The sequence below is a fragment of the Cryobacterium melibiosiphilum genome, assembly GCF_003602235.1.
Taxonomy (GTDB): domain Bacteria; phylum Actinomycetota; class Actinomycetes; order Actinomycetales; family Microbacteriaceae; genus Cryobacterium; species Cryobacterium melibiosiphilum.
Window position 1 is genome coordinate 84,746 of record NZ_QZVS01000092.1, and the last position, 13,415, is coordinate 98,160.

General features: G+C 66.4%; 13 protein-coding genes and 1 tRNA gene. 8 read left to right on the forward strand and 6 right to left on the reverse strand.

The window, feature by feature from the left end; all coding sequences use genetic code 11:
* Positions 1-204: 204 nt before the first annotated feature.
* Positions 205-288, reverse strand: a tRNA-Leu gene (locus D6T64_RS16435).
* A 246-nt stretch (positions 289-534) separates the two neighbouring features.
* On the opposite strand from D6T64_RS16435, the gene D6T64_RS16440 reads away from it, so the two are divergent.
* The 7 genes from D6T64_RS16440 (at position 535) to pknB (ending at position 9,531) form a co-directional block, all read left to right on the forward strand.
* Positions 535-1,335: an FhaA domain-containing protein gene (locus tag D6T64_RS16440; protein WP_119975768.1), complete on the forward strand. Its 801-nt coding sequence runs from the start codon at positions 535-537 to the stop codon at positions 1,333-1,335.
* Positions 1,332-1,889 carry an FHA domain-containing protein FhaB/FipA gene (locus D6T64_RS16445; protein WP_119975769.1) on the forward strand — a complete coding sequence of 186 codons (558 nt, stop codon included), beginning with the start codon at positions 1,332-1,334 and terminating at the stop codon, positions 1,887-1,889. Before D6T64_RS16440 ends, D6T64_RS16445 begins: the two co-directional genes overlap by 4 nt.
* A gap of 4 nt (positions 1,890-1,893) precedes the next feature.
* Positions 1,894-3,141 carry a protein phosphatase 2C domain-containing protein gene (locus D6T64_RS16450; RefSeq protein WP_119975770.1) on the forward strand — a complete coding sequence of 416 codons (1,248 nt, stop codon included), beginning with the start codon at positions 1,894-1,896 and terminating at the stop codon, positions 3,139-3,141.
* A gap of 78 nt (positions 3,142-3,219) precedes the next feature.
* Positions 3,220-4,533: an FtsW/RodA/SpoVE family cell cycle protein gene (locus D6T64_RS16455; protein ID WP_119975847.1), complete on the forward strand. Its 1,314-nt coding sequence runs from the start codon at positions 3,220-3,222 to the stop codon at positions 4,531-4,533.
* Entirely contained in the window at positions 4,534-5,988 is a 1,455-nt protein-coding gene (locus tag D6T64_RS16460) for a peptidoglycan D,D-transpeptidase FtsI family protein (RefSeq protein ID WP_119975771.1), read from the forward strand.
* On the forward strand, positions 5,985-7,709 hold the full coding sequence (locus D6T64_RS16465; RefSeq protein WP_119975772.1) for a protein kinase domain-containing protein: 1,725 nt from the start codon (positions 5,985-5,987) through the stop codon (positions 7,707-7,709). Before D6T64_RS16460 ends, D6T64_RS16465 begins: the two co-directional genes overlap by 4 nt.
* Before the next feature lie 142 nt (positions 7,710-7,851).
* Complete coding sequence (gene pknB / locus D6T64_RS16470; protein WP_267900493.1) at positions 7,852-9,531, forward strand: Stk1 family PASTA domain-containing Ser/Thr kinase; 1,680 nt, start codon at positions 7,852-7,854, stop codon at positions 9,529-9,531.
* Between the two features lie 103 nt (positions 9,532-9,634).
* Here pknB and D6T64_RS16475 read toward each other — a convergent pair whose 3' ends face one another.
* Genes D6T64_RS16475 through D6T64_RS16480 form a run of 3 tightly spaced genes read right to left on the reverse strand, consistent with a single transcriptional unit; the run spans position 9,635 to position 11,286 of the window.
* Positions 9,635-10,273, reverse strand: a complete 639-nt coding sequence (locus tag D6T64_RS16475; protein WP_119975774.1) for an anthranilate synthase component II — start codon at positions 10,271-10,273, stop codon at positions 9,635-9,637.
* On the reverse strand, positions 10,270-10,431 hold the full coding sequence (locus D6T64_RS22940; RefSeq protein ID WP_199719198.1) for a hypothetical protein: 162 nt from the start codon (positions 10,429-10,431) through the stop codon (positions 10,270-10,272). Before D6T64_RS22940 ends, D6T64_RS16475 begins: the two co-directional genes overlap by 4 nt.
* Before the next feature lie 9 nt (positions 10,432-10,440).
* Entirely contained in the window at positions 10,441-11,286 is an 846-nt protein-coding gene (locus tag D6T64_RS16480) for a class E sortase (protein WP_119975775.1), read from the reverse strand.
* A 149-nt stretch (positions 11,287-11,435) separates the two neighbouring features.
* Between D6T64_RS16480 and D6T64_RS16485 the strand changes: the two genes are divergently transcribed.
* The gene (locus D6T64_RS16485) at positions 11,436-11,699 is read left to right on the forward strand and encodes a cell division protein CrgA (protein WP_119975776.1); all 264 of its coding nucleotides are present in this window, start codon (positions 11,436-11,438) and stop codon (positions 11,697-11,699) included.
* 191 nt (positions 11,700-11,890) lie between these two features.
* Here D6T64_RS16485 and D6T64_RS16490 read toward each other — a convergent pair whose 3' ends face one another.
* Together D6T64_RS16490 and D6T64_RS16495 are read right to left on the reverse strand one after the other, a co-directional pair.
* Positions 11,891-12,724: a rhomboid family intramembrane serine protease gene (locus D6T64_RS16490; RefSeq protein WP_199719199.1), complete on the reverse strand. Its 834-nt coding sequence runs from the start codon at positions 12,722-12,724 to the stop codon at positions 11,891-11,893.
* Positions 12,725-12,750: 26 nt separating this feature from the next.
* The gene (locus tag D6T64_RS16495; protein WP_119975778.1) at positions 12,751-13,290 is read right to left on the reverse strand and encodes a peptidylprolyl isomerase; all 540 of its coding nucleotides are present in this window, start codon (positions 13,288-13,290) and stop codon (positions 12,751-12,753) included.
* Positions 13,291-13,415 lie beyond the last annotated feature (125 nt).

Sequence of the window (13,415 nt, forward strand, 5' to 3'; positions counted from 1 at the left end):
CCCCCAGGTGAACCCCCGCCGCCCGGGAACACGCGCTCGGAGACACGTATGCGTAAACACGCACGCGTAAACACGCACGCATAAACACGCACGCGTAAACACGCACGTGTAAACACGCACGTGTAAACACAGAAGGCCCCCGATTGCTCGGGGGCCTTCTCTGTCGATCTTTACCCAGCGGTGCGATTTCCACCTGTTCACGTGTGCGCGAGAGGGGACTTGAACCCCTACGTCCTTTCGAACACTGGCACCTGAAGCCAGCGCGTCTGCCAATTCCGCCACTCGCGCGAACTTACAGATCGTAGCACTGGACAAGTCCCGGGCGCGAATCGACCCCGGCGGCACCCACAACGTACCGGTACGGTTGGCACCCCGTAGACGCACCGGATCACCCCCGAATGTCGATCCGGGGAATTGGTCGGGCCGGAAAGGGCCACGTAAGATACCCTTTTGTGCCCGTCTGGGCCCTTCAGCAAGGGTTAACACCCGAGACAAGTAGCATGCTCATAGCCAGAAATACGGATCGGGAGACCTGTGGGCATTTTAGATAGCTTCGAGAAAGGCCTTGAGCGTGTCGTTAACGGCGCGTTCGCCAAGACCTTTCGCTCAGGGCTGCAGCCGGTGGAGATCACCTCCGCGCTGCGACGCGAGCTGGACACGAAAGCCGCGGTCGTCTCGCGGGAACGCATCCTCGCGCCCAATCGCTTCGCCGTGCGCATGTCCCACCCCGACTTCGTGCGCATGTCCGCCCTCGGCTCGACGCTCATCGACGAGCTCACCGACCTCGTGCGGGCCTACGCCACCGAACAGCGGTACCAGTTCGCCGGCGGCATCTCCATCGACATCAACGAAGACCCCAGCCTCACCGAGGGTCTGGTGCAGATCGATTCCAGCACGACGAAGGGCGGCGACAATCGTCCGGCCAGCGCCCCGGCCCCGGCGGGTCCCCGCGCGAGCACGGCCGCCCGCATCCCGGTGCTCGACATCAACGGCACGCAGCACCGCCTGGTCAAGACCCGCACCGTCATCGGCCGCGGCAGCGACGCCGACATCACCGTCGATGACACCGGCACCTCCCGCCAGCACGTCGAAATCCTCTGGGACGGCACCCACGCCCAGGTGCGCGACCTCGGTTCCACCAACGGCTCCCAGCTCAACGGCACTCCCGTCAGCCAGGCCGCCCTTGAGAACGGGTCGGTCGTGACCATCGGACGCACTCGCATCCTCTTTCGCCTGGTCGAACAAAACCCGACCGGCACGAACCACCCCGACGCCCGCCCGGACAACTCGTCGGACCGCCACGACATGGGCGGATTCTGGGGGCCGGCCACATGAGTCCCAGCGAACTGACCCTGCTGGTGCTGCGCCTCGGCTTTCTGCTGCTGCTCTGGCTTTTCATCTTCGGCATCGTTTACGCCCTGCGCAGCGACCTCTTCGGCCAACGGGTGCGCAAGATGAAGACGGATGCCCCGGCCACGCCGGTTCCGGCCGCCGCCTTCGCCGCAGCATCCGCTGCCCCCGCCGCCGCCCCGGCGCCCGCCCGGGCCGCAGCCACTCCGACCCCGCCGAGCAGCGTCGGCGAACGCGCCACGGCGCAGAACGCGACCCGCCTCGTGATCACGAGCGGCCCGAAGGCCGGCGTCGAGTTTCCCTTGACGACCGAGTCGATCACTATCGGTCGCTCCAACGACTCGAGCCTTGTCATCCGCGACGATTACACCTCCACCCACCACGCCCGGCTGATGCTGTGGAACGAGGAGTGGATGATCCAGGACCTCGACTCGACCAACGGCACTTTCCTCGCCGGCAGCCGGGTCGCGATCCCGACGCCCGTGCCCCTGAACGCCACCATCAAAATTGGCGCGACCAGCTTCGAGCTTCGGCGGTAGCTGCATGGCGACAGTGAGCCACAGCGCCGCCGCGTCCCACGTGGGCAAGGTGCGCGCGAACAACCAGGATTCCGGCTATGCCGGGCACAGCCTGTTTGTGGTCGCCGACGGCATGGGTGGCCATGCCGGCGGGGATGTGGCTTCCTCGATCGCAACGAAACGCATCATCGAAGCCGACACCCGTTACCTGTCGGCGCAGGAGGCCGAGTTCGCACTGCGCGCCGCGCTCGTCGCCGCGAATTCCGAACTGGCCGAAACGGTCTTCGAGCACGCCGAACTGACCGGAATGGGTACGACCGTGAGCGCGCTCGTGGTGCTCGAGAACGAGGTCGCGATCGCCCACATCGGCGACTCCCGCATCTACCTGCTGCGCGACGGTGAACTCTCCCAGATCACCACCGACCACACCTTCGTGCAGCGCCTGGTCGACAGCGGTCGCATCACGGAGGCCGAAGCGGCCGTGCACCCGCGCCGTTCGGTGCTGATGCGCGTGCTCGGCGACGTGGAATCCTCCCCCGAGGTCGACACGTCGATCCTCGCGACCCTCGACGGTGACCGCTGGCTGCTGTGCTCCGACGGCCTCACCGGCGTGGTCTCCTTCACCGGCATCGCGAATGCCCTCTCCAGCGGCCTGAGCGCGACGGATGTCGCCGATCGCCTCGTGAAGGAAAGCCTCGACGGCGGTGCCCCCGACAACGTCACGGTCGTGATCGTCGACGTCGGGGAGGGCGTGCCGCGCACCGATAGCCCGACCGTCGTCGGTTCGGCGGCAAATCCGCTCGCCTTCGGTGAAGAACCCGGCCGGGTGCGTGCGCTGCGCATGCCCGCGCTGCGCCTGCACCCCGTGCGCGAGGCGCACTTCGAGCCCGACTCCCAGGACTACCTCTCCGAGCTCATCGAAGAGGATGCCCGCCGCGCCCGCCGCCGCAAGGCCACCTGGCTCGTCGCGATCATTTTGCTGACCGTGTCGATCGTCGGTGCCGCGTTCCTCGGCTATCAGTGGACCCAGACCCGGTATTTCGTGGGCGTCGAAGGCACCACGGTCGCCATTTACCAGGGCGTGCAGCAGGATCTCGGTCCGATCAAGCTGTCCAGCGTGTATGAGGACACCGATCTGGAACTGTCTGCGCTGCGGGTCTACGACCGCCAGCTGGTGGAACAGACCATCAGTGCCACCTCGCTCACGGATGCCATGAAAATCGTCGACCGGCTGACCAATTCGAGCAGCGCCAACATTTCGAGCAGCGAGTAGGCCGCCGTGACCCTGAACACCGCCGCCACCAGCGCCATTCCCGCCGATCCCGGCCCCAAGGTGCGCCTGCCGCAGAAGATGCGCAACCTCGAGCTGTTCCTGCTGCTCGTGGCCTGCGGCATCAACGCGAGCGCCGTGGTGCTCGTGCAGCTCGGCGCGCTCGGGGAGATCGACACCACACTGCTCTTTCTCGGAGTGACGCTCTCGGTGCTGGTGATCGCGCTGCACTTCGTGCTGCGCTTCGTGGCCCGCGACGCCGACCCTTTCATCCTGCCGATCGCGACGCTGCTCAACGGCCTGGGTATCGCGATGATCTACCGCATCGATATCGCCGTGCAGGACAGCGGCTGGGAGAGCGCCGCGGTGCGCCAGACCGCGTGGAGCGCCCTGGCCATTGCCAGCGCGATCACCGTACTGCTGATCATTCGCAACCACCGGGTGCTGTTTCGCTACACCTATATCTTTGGTTTCCTCGGCGTGCTGCTGCTGCTCTTGCCCCTGGTTCCCGGGCTCGGCAAGGAGATCAGCGGCGCCCGGGTCTGGATCAGCGTGGGTTCGTTCGCGACCTTCCAGCCCGGTGAGATCGCCAAGATCGCCCTCGCCGTGTTCTTCGCCGGTTATCTGGTGCGCAACCGGGACAGCCTCGCCATGGTCGGCAAGAAGTTCCTCGGCATGCGGTTTCCGCGGCTGCGGGACCTCGGCCCGATCCTGGTGGTCTGGGCCCTGTCGATGTCGGTCATCATCTTCCAGCGTGACCTTGGCACCGCGCTGCTCTACTTCGGCCTGTTCCTGGTCATGCTCTACCTCGCGACGGCCCGGATCAGCTGGGTTATTCTCGGTGTCGGTCTGTTCCTCGGCGGCGCCGTGCTCGCCAGCCAGACCCTCGAATACGTCAACGGCCGCTTCACGAACTGGCTCGACGCCCTCAACCCGGCCGTCTATGAGGCCCGCGGCGGCAGTTTCCAGCTCGTGCAGGGCCTCTTCGGCCTCGCCAAGGGCGGCCTGCTCGGTACCGGTCTCGGCCAGGGCCGCCCCGAGATCACCCCCGTGCCCCAGAGTGACTACATCATCGCGAGCCTCGGCGAAGAGCTCGGCCTCGCCGGTCTGTTCGCGATCCTGGCCCTCTACCTGCTGCTCGTCGCCCGCGGGTTCCGCATCGGGTTCGCCGGCCAGGACGATTTCGGCAAGCTGCTCGCCGTGGGCCTCGCCTTCGTCATCGCGCTGCAGTGCTTCATCGTCATCGGCGGCGTCACCCGCGTCATCCCGCTGACCGGCCTGACCACCCCGTTTCTGGCCGCCGGCGGCTCCTCCCTCATCGCCAACTGGATCATCGTCGCCCTGCTGCTGCGCCTGTCCGACACAGTGCGCAACCAACCCCGGCTGGTGGTCTAAATGAATCGCGAACTCAAACGCGTGAGCATCGTCGTGATGTTCATGTTCATCGCCCTGCTCGGCTCGACGACGGTCGTGCAGGCCTTCGAGGCCGAGAGTCTCAACGCGGATCCCCGCAACACGCGCACGCTCTACGACAGCTATTCCGTCGAGCGCGGCGCGATCCTGGTTGACGGCGACCCGATCGCCCAGTCGATGCCCGCGGACGACAACTTCAAGTACCTGCGCACCTACGCGAATGGGCCGCTCTACGCATCCGTCACCGGTTTCATCCCGATCAACGGCGCGCCGACCGGCCTCGAGTTCGCCCTCAACAGTGAGCTGACCGGAACCAGCAACTCGCAGTTCTTCGACAAGATCAGCGACATCGTCACCGGCGCCACCCCCAAGGGAGCGGCCGTGGAGATCACCATCGACCCGGTCGCCCAGCAGGCCGCGTGGGATGCCCTCGGCGACAAGACCGGCTCGGTCGTCGTCACCGAGCCGGCCACCGGGCGCATCCTGGCGATGGTGTCCAAGCCGAGCTACGACCCGAACCTGCTCACCGTGCACGACAACGCGGCGGTCACCGAGGCCTACGATTCCCTGGTCAACGATGAAAATGACCCGCTGATCGACCGCGCCACGAATTCGCTGAACCCGCCCGGTTCGGTCTTCAAGCTCGTCGTGACGACGGCGGCGCTCGAATCGGGCGATTTCACCCCCGAGAGCACCTTCCCGAACCTGCAGACCTACACCGCCCCGGGCACCACGAGTGAGATCGAGAACTCCGGCGGCGGCACCTGCGGCGGCGGCGACACGGTCACCCTCGCCACGGCGCTGCGGCTCTCCTGCAACATTCCCTTCGCCGAGCTCGGCGTGCAGCTGGGTGACGCCGCGATCCTCGAGACCGCCGAGAAGTTCGGCTTCAACAGCGAATTCCAGATCCCGATGGATGTCGCCACGAGCGTCTACCCGACCGGCGGGCTTGACGACGCGTTCACCGCGCAGACGGCTTTCGGCCAGTACGAGGTGCGGGCGACCCCGCTGCAGATGGCCATGGTCTCCGCCGCGATCGCCAACAAGGGCATCGTCATGCGACCGAACGTCGTCGAGGAGATCCTCGCCCCCAACCTGAGTTCGATCAGCGCCTTCGAACCCGAAGAATTCGGCCGGGTGATGAGCGCCGCTACGGCGGCCACCCTCAGCGAGATGATGGTCAACGGCGTTCAGTCGGGTGCCGCGAGCAATGCGAGAATAGACGGGGTCAACGTGGCGGGTAAAACAGGCACAGCACAGAACGGTTCAAGCGAACCGTACACCCTGTGGTTTACCGGTTTTGCTCCGGCGGAAGACCCGGACTACGCAATCTCCGTTCTCGTCGAGGACGGCGGGGGAATGGGCCAGACCGGGTTCGGTAATCTACTTGCCGCACCAATCGCACAACAGGTACTAGAGGCGGTGCTACAGAAATGAGACCCACTACAGGGCTCACCTTCGGGGGACGATACGAGCTGCAGTCGCGGATCGCCATCGGAGGCATGGGCGAAGTGTGGAAGTCCACCGACCTCGTCATTGGTCGTACGGTCGCCATCAAGATCCTGAAAGACGAATACCTCGGTGACCCGGGCTTTCTCGAGCGTTTCCGCGCCGAGGCCCGCCATGCCGCCCTCGTCAACCACGAAGGCATCGCCAACGTGTTCGACTACGGCGAAGAAGACGGCAGCGCCTTCCTGGTCATGGAACTGGTGCCCGGTGAGGCGCTCTCCACCATCCTCGAGCGCGAGCACACCCTGCCGACCGACAAGGTGCTCGACATCGTCGCGCAGACATCCGCTGCCCTGCACGCCGCCCACGCCGCCGGGCTCGTGCACCGTGACATCAAGCCGGGCAACCTGCTGATCACGCCCGAGGGCCGCGTCAAGATCACCGACTTCGGCATCGCCCGCATCGCCGACCAGGTTCCCCTCACCGCGACCGGCCAGGTCATGGGCACCGTGCAGTACCTCTCTCCGGAGCAGGCGAGCGGCCACCCCGCCTCACCGACCACCGACATCTACTCGATCGGCATCGTCGCCTACGAGTCTCTGGCCGGGCGTCGCCCGTTCACGGGGGAATCGCAGGTCGCCATCGCGATGGCGCAGATCAACGAGATCGCGCCCGACCTGCCCGACACTATCTCCGAACCCGTGCGCAACCTGGTCTTCGCCTGCCTCGCGAAGAACCCGGCCGACCGCCCGGCTTCGGCCGCACACCTCGCCCGGGCCGCCTCGGCACTCCGCCGCGGTGACGTCGCCGCCGCCGCGGCCGCCGTGCCGGCGATCCTCGACGGCACCACGGCCACCGCCGCGACCATGCTCATGCCCGGCGCCGGCAACAACGATGCCACCACGATCATGCCCGCCGCGGTCCCCGGTTCCCGCGCCGACGCGGCCGCCGCCGAGGCCGACGGCACGAAGAAGAAGCGCAGTCCCTGGACCTGGCCGCTCATCGCCCTCATCGGGCTGCTCGCGATCGTGCTGACCGGCACGCTCATTGCCCTGGTCACCCAGAACAACGACACGCCGGTTCCCGCCGAGACCTCGGCCTCGGCCACCCCGAGCCGCTCGCCCACCCCCAGCGCATCTCCGACGCCGTCGGCCACGCCCACACCCACGACCGTCACCGTGACGCAGGCCGATTTTCTCGGGCTGTCGAGCGCCGACGCACGCGCCAAACTCGAGGGCATGTCGCTCGTCGCGAACATCGAGTCCGGTAACGCCGCCACCACGGGCGAAGAAGAAGACACGGTCTACTCGGTCAACCCGACCGGTCCGGTGCAGAAGAACGCCACCATCACGGTCAAGGTGTATGCGGCCATCGTGACGCCGAGCACGCCGACCGGCGCGCCGACGGTCACGCCGGCCGCTACCACCCCGGGTACCGCCGTCACGGTGACCTGGACCGACCAGAGCTGCCCGAGCGGGCAGGCGCTGTCCGGCTACGAGGTCCTGGCCGAGGGTGGCGGCACGTCATCGCCGGCACCGGCGGGCGCCGAGGCCAACTCGGCCACCGTGACCGCGGGTTCCTCCACTTTCACGGTCAAGTTCCGCTACTTTTGCGGCCAGGTTGGTTCCGAGTACTCCCCGACCACCACCGTGACGGTGGCCGCTGTGCCGGCCGCCACGCCGTCGCCGACGGCCACAGCAGCCGGGTAGGCCACGAGACGCCGAGACCGACGGCTGCTACACGGCTACCCGGCTACACGGCCACTCAGGGAAGGTTCGCTAAACTATCGATCACTGCGCGTTGCGCCAGTGATCGAGCGCGGGGAGAGTTGCATTGTCTGAGGATGGCCGTTTGTTGGCCGGTCGTTACCGGATCGGCGCCCTGATCGGACGCGGCGGCATGTCTGACGTGCACGTTGGCACTGATTCCCGTCTCGGCCGCACCGTCGCGATCAAACTCCTGAAGTCGACCCTCGCCGTCGACCCGGCCTTCCGCACCCGCTTTCGCCAGGAGGCCCAGGCGGCGGCCCGGATGGCGCACCCCACCATCGTGCGCGTCTTCGACGCGGGCGAAGAAACCGTCACCGACGACGACGGCAGCGAAACGCAGGTGCCCTTCATCGTCATGGAGCACGTCGACGGTCGCCTGTTGAAAGACATCATCCGCGAGGGCCCGATCGACGCCAAGGAGTCGGTGCGCATCATCGACGGCGTGCTGACCGCCCTCGAATACTCCCACCGCGCCGGGGTCGTGCACCGCGACATCAAACCGGGCAACATCATGATCACCAAGTCCGGCCAGGTCAAGGTCATGGACTTCGGCATCGCCCGGGCCATCTCCGACTCGTCGGCGACCGTCGCCCAGACCACCGCCATCCTCGGCACTGCCTCGTATTTCTCGCCCGAGCAGGCCAAGGGCGAGTCCGTCGATGCGCGCACCGACCTCTACTCCACGGGCGTGGTGCTCTTCGAGATGCTCACCGGGCGCACGCCGTTCCGCGGGGACACCCCGGTAGCGGTCGCCTACCAGCACGTCAGCGAGATCCCGGTCAAGCCGAGTTCGCTCAATCCGAAGGTGTCACCGGCCCTCGATATCGTTGTCGCCCACGCGCTCACCAAGGATCGCTTCGGCCGCTACCAGAGCGCCGTGGAGTTTCGCAACGACGTCGAAACCGCCGGCGCCGGCACGGTGCCGGTCCACCGCACCGTGGAGGAGGCCGGCGGCGGCCTGTTCGGTTCGGCCCCGCTGGTCGCCTCCGGCTCCGAGCTCGCGCTCAAGCAACTGACCGAAGACCAGACCATGGCGCGCACCCAGCGCCGCCCCCCGGTGATCTGGGTCTGGGCCGGCATCCTCAGTGTGATCGTGATTGTCTTTGCCGTCGTCTACTGGGTATACAACCTCACCCCCTCCGACAACCTGCCCGACACGACCCGGGCGGTGCCGACGCTCACCGGGCAGACCTACGACGCGGCCCAGGACATTCTCATCGACCTCGACCTGCCGGCCACCCGCGCCGAGGAGGCCAGTGCTGATGTCCCCGCTGACCAGGTCATCCGCACCTATCCGCCCGCGGGCACCCTGGTCAACCTGTCCGAGGTCATCAAGGTCTTCGTCTCAACCGGTGCGCAGCCCGTCGACGTTCCCGACGTCACCAATCGCTCGATAGCGGATGCGCAGGCCGCCATCACCGCGGCCGGCCTGGTTCCCGGCTCGGTCACCTCCGAGAACTCACCGAACGTCGGTGCCGACGTCGTGCTGCGCACCGACCCCGAAGCCGACGTCGAAGAACAGGCCGGCCAAACCGTCAATTTCATCGTCTCGAGCGGCCAGGTCACCCTTCCGGACCTGACCGGCCAGTCGCTCAGCGCGGCACTCGACCTGCTCGGGGACGCGAACACCCTGCTCGCGGCCACCCCGCAGCCCGATCCGAGCTGCCCCGGTGAAGCGAATTCGCCGATCACGACACAGTCCCTCGCGCCCGGCGACGTGCCCCAGGGCTCGACCATCACGCTCACCTACTGCGCCGGCTGACCCGCTTCGCCGGGCGCCAGGCCCCGCACCAAAACCGGATGAAACGCTCGAAGGCAGCTCAATCGGGTCCGTCGAGGCTGTGCGGTCCGTCGAAGCTGTGCGGTCAGGCGAGGCGCAACAGCGGGTGCAGCCCCTGGGCGGTGGCCTGGGCCTCCGGCAGGCCACACAGGGCGAGCCAGTTCGCGAGCATGAGGTAGCCGCCCTCGGTCAGCACGGACTCCGGGTGGAACTGCACGCCCAGAATCGGTGCGGTCTCGTGTCGCAGCCCCATGATCACGCCGTCGGCTGTCGTCGACGTCACGACCAGCTCGTCCGGCACGGTCGACGCGACGACGGCGAGCGAGTGGTACCGCGTGGCCGTGAACGGCTGCGGCACCCCCGCGTAGAAGGGGCTGTCGTCGTGGCTGATGACGCTCGTCTTGCCGTGCATCAGCTCTTCGGCGTTGGTGACCGTCGCGCCGAAGGCCTCCGCGATCGCCTGGTGCCCGAGGCAGACACCGAACAGGGGCACCTGGGCCGCCAGGGCCGCGTGCACGAGCGAGATCGACACCCCAGCATCCGCCGGCGCACCCGGCCCGGGGGAGAGCAGCACACCGTCATACAAGCGGATGCGCTCGGCCGCCTCGGACGCGTCGAACGCGTCGTTCCGCAGCACGTCGGTTTCGGCGCCGAGTTCCTGCAGGTACCCGTTCAGGGTGTACACAAAACTGTCGTAGTTGTCGATGACAAGGATTCGGGTCATGGACTACCCACCGTGGCTTCCTGATTGTTGACGAGCGTATCGACCCAGGGGAATACCCAGGTCGCGAGGGCGTAGAGCGCTCCGACCAGCAGGAGCAGGGCGAGCAGGATGCGCAGCCACAGCGGGCCGGGCAGTACGCGCCAGAGTGCAAGATACATCGGTAAGTCCTATCCCGCGGCCTGCGCGGCAATGATCGGGGCGAGGTCGGCCGGGGCTCCGGCCGAGGTCGGCTGCCACGACTCGAAGACCCCGTAGGCAATGATGCGTTCGGCGGTGGAGTACAGGGGGTTACAGCTGGTGAGGGTGATGATGCGGTCGACGGCCGCGGCATCCGGTGCGTTGGGAACCGGGGCGATGACGCCGACAACCGAGGGGTCGACATATTCCATGTCCCGGTACCGGTACGTGTAGTAACCATCGGCGGTCTGCACGTAGATGGCGTCGCCGAGCTGCAACTCGTTGATGAGGTGCATGCCGCCACCGTAAGCACTGCGGTGCGCCGCGACGGCGAAGTTGCCCACCTCACCGGGCATCTGGGTGTCCGGATAGTGACCGATACCGAGGCGGGTGCTGTTCAGCACGTCGTGACCGGTGCCTTCGGCGACCGTGCGGTGATACTCGGCACCGAAACGCGGAACGTAGAGCACCGCGAAGGCGGTGGCGTTGCCGGGGGCGGCCGCCACGATCGGATCACCGTAGTCGGTCGCACCGGGGGTCTCCGCCGTTTCCTCGGGTTCGGCGGTCGCCGACGCTTCGAGCTCGGCCTGGGCGAGGCGGTCCTGTTCGATCCAGTCCTGGCTGATCTCACTCGCCGCGTCGGACTGTTCGTTCGCCATGATGGCGTCGTTCCACCACAGCTGCCAGCCGAGGAACAGCATCACCAGCACTCCGGCCGTGATGAGCAGCTCTCCAAGCACGCCGATCACGGACAGGCCGGGGCGTACCCGGCGACTGGTTCGGGTTCGGCGTTCCGCGCGCCGCGAAGGTGCGCTGGTTTCGGCCGGATCCGTCATGGCTCGAGTCTAATGGCGGGCATACGTGGATACGCCCAGAATGCCACGGACCCGTGCGGGTAGGGCGTGGACTACGTGGACTACGTGGACTACGTGCCCACGGAGAGGCGCAGGCCGCGTGTGCAGTATATGGAGGTAGGATCGCACCTATGGCACGCACCGATCCCCGCTCTAAGTCCGCTCGCGATTCTCAGCCGGCCCGTGAAACGGTCGTCCGGTCGGGCGAACAGGCGCCGAACGCGGTCTGGTTCAAGCCGGTTATGTTCGGCTTTATGCTGCTCGGCCTGGCCTGGATCATCGTGTTCTACTGGAGCCAGAGCCTGTACCCGATTCCTGCGCTCGGTTCGTGGAACATTCTGGTGGGCTTCGGAATCGCCTTCGTCGGCTTCCTGATGACCACCCGCTGGCGATAGCCAGTCGCCCCCAGCACAACACCCCCAAACTGGGGAACGCGATTTTCGCCGGTTTCTGAGTTGAGTTACACGGGTGTAATTATCCCCATGTGGAAACTCCTGTGGATAACTCCCCACCCCTGAAACGGGCCTGAACGGCCCGTGAACACCTGCCTAACGGTGGGGTGAGCCTGTGTGTACCGACGGCCCGGTCAGGCGACGAGATACCAGCAGGAGAGAGCCAGCAGCACCGCGGCGAAACCCGCGATCAGCAGCGTCTGCAGCGATTTTTGACGGATGCGCCGGGTCTGTACGTAGATCAGCCCGATGACGGCCCCGCCGATGAGACCGCCCACGTGGGCCTGCCAGGACACGTTGAGCCCCGGCAGAAAACCGATCACGAGGTTGATGCCCACGAGAACGAGCAACTGGGTGGCGTTGCCGCCGAGGCGCCGCTGGATGACCAGGAACGCGCCCATGAGGCCGAAGATGGCACCGGATGCCCCGACCACGCCAGCGTTCGGATTGGACAGGAAGAGCACGCCGAGTGAACCCGCCAGGCCGCTGAGCACGTACAGGGTGAGAAAGCGCCACCGGCCGAGCATGGGCTCAAGGATTTGCCCGAAGATCCACAGCGTGTACATGTTGAGCAGCACGTGAAAGATCGAACCGTGCACGAGCACGGTCGTGAGCATCCGCCAGGGCTGGAATCCGCCCGGGTAGGAGTACGCACCGGCGTAGAGCAGCAGGTTGGTGATCTGGCTGCCGAGCAGAAACTGCAGGGCGTAGACAAAGAGTGTGATGCCGATGATGGCATAGGTGACGGCGGGCTTGCCCTGGCCCGTCAGGCGGGTCAGGATCGCCGGCTTGGTGCGTGGTGCGTTCTTGCGCTGCTCGTTCATGCACTCGGGGCAGATCACGCCCACGGCGCCCTGTGTCTGGCATTCCGGGCAGATGGTGCGGCCACAGCGCTGGCAGAGGATGAAGCTCTGCCGACCCGGGTGTCGGTAACACGAGTTGGCGCCCGAGGTCGGCAGATCACTCATCTTCAGGTGTGGGTTATTCGGTGTGACTAGACGGACTCGACGGAGACACTCTCGATGACGACGTCCTTGAGGGGACGGTCGCGGCCATCCGTGGCGACGGTCGCGAGCTGGGCGACGATGGCGCGGGAGGCCTCGTCTTCGACAGCGCCGAAGATGGTGTGCTTGCCCTGGAGCCAGGTGGTCGGAACGACGGTGATGAAGAACTGCGAGCCGTTGGTGCCCCGGCCACCCTGCAGGCCGGCGTTGGCCATGGCCAGCACGTAGGGCTGCGTGAAGTCGAGGTCGGGGCTGATTTCATCGTCGAACTGGTAGCCGGGGCCGCCGGTGCCCTGGCCGAGCGGGTCGCCGGCCTGGATCATGAAGTCTTTGATGATGCGGTGGAAAACGGTGCCGTCGTAGAGGGGAGTGGTGGACTTCACACCGGTGGCGGGGTGCTTCCACTCGATCTCACCGGTGGCCAGACCCACGAAGTTCTTGACGGTCTTCGGCGCGTGATTGCCGAAGAGGTTGACCTTGATCGGTCCGAGGGTGGTGTTCAGGGTGGCGACAGCGGTGTGCTTAGACATGCTGTAATTCTTGCACAACGCCCTCTTCCGTTCCTGATTGGGAAGGGTTTGTGCAGAAGACCCGCGCAGATACTCAGAGCGCTCCCAGTCGATTCAGTGGCAGGATGGGGTTATTCGCCACACGA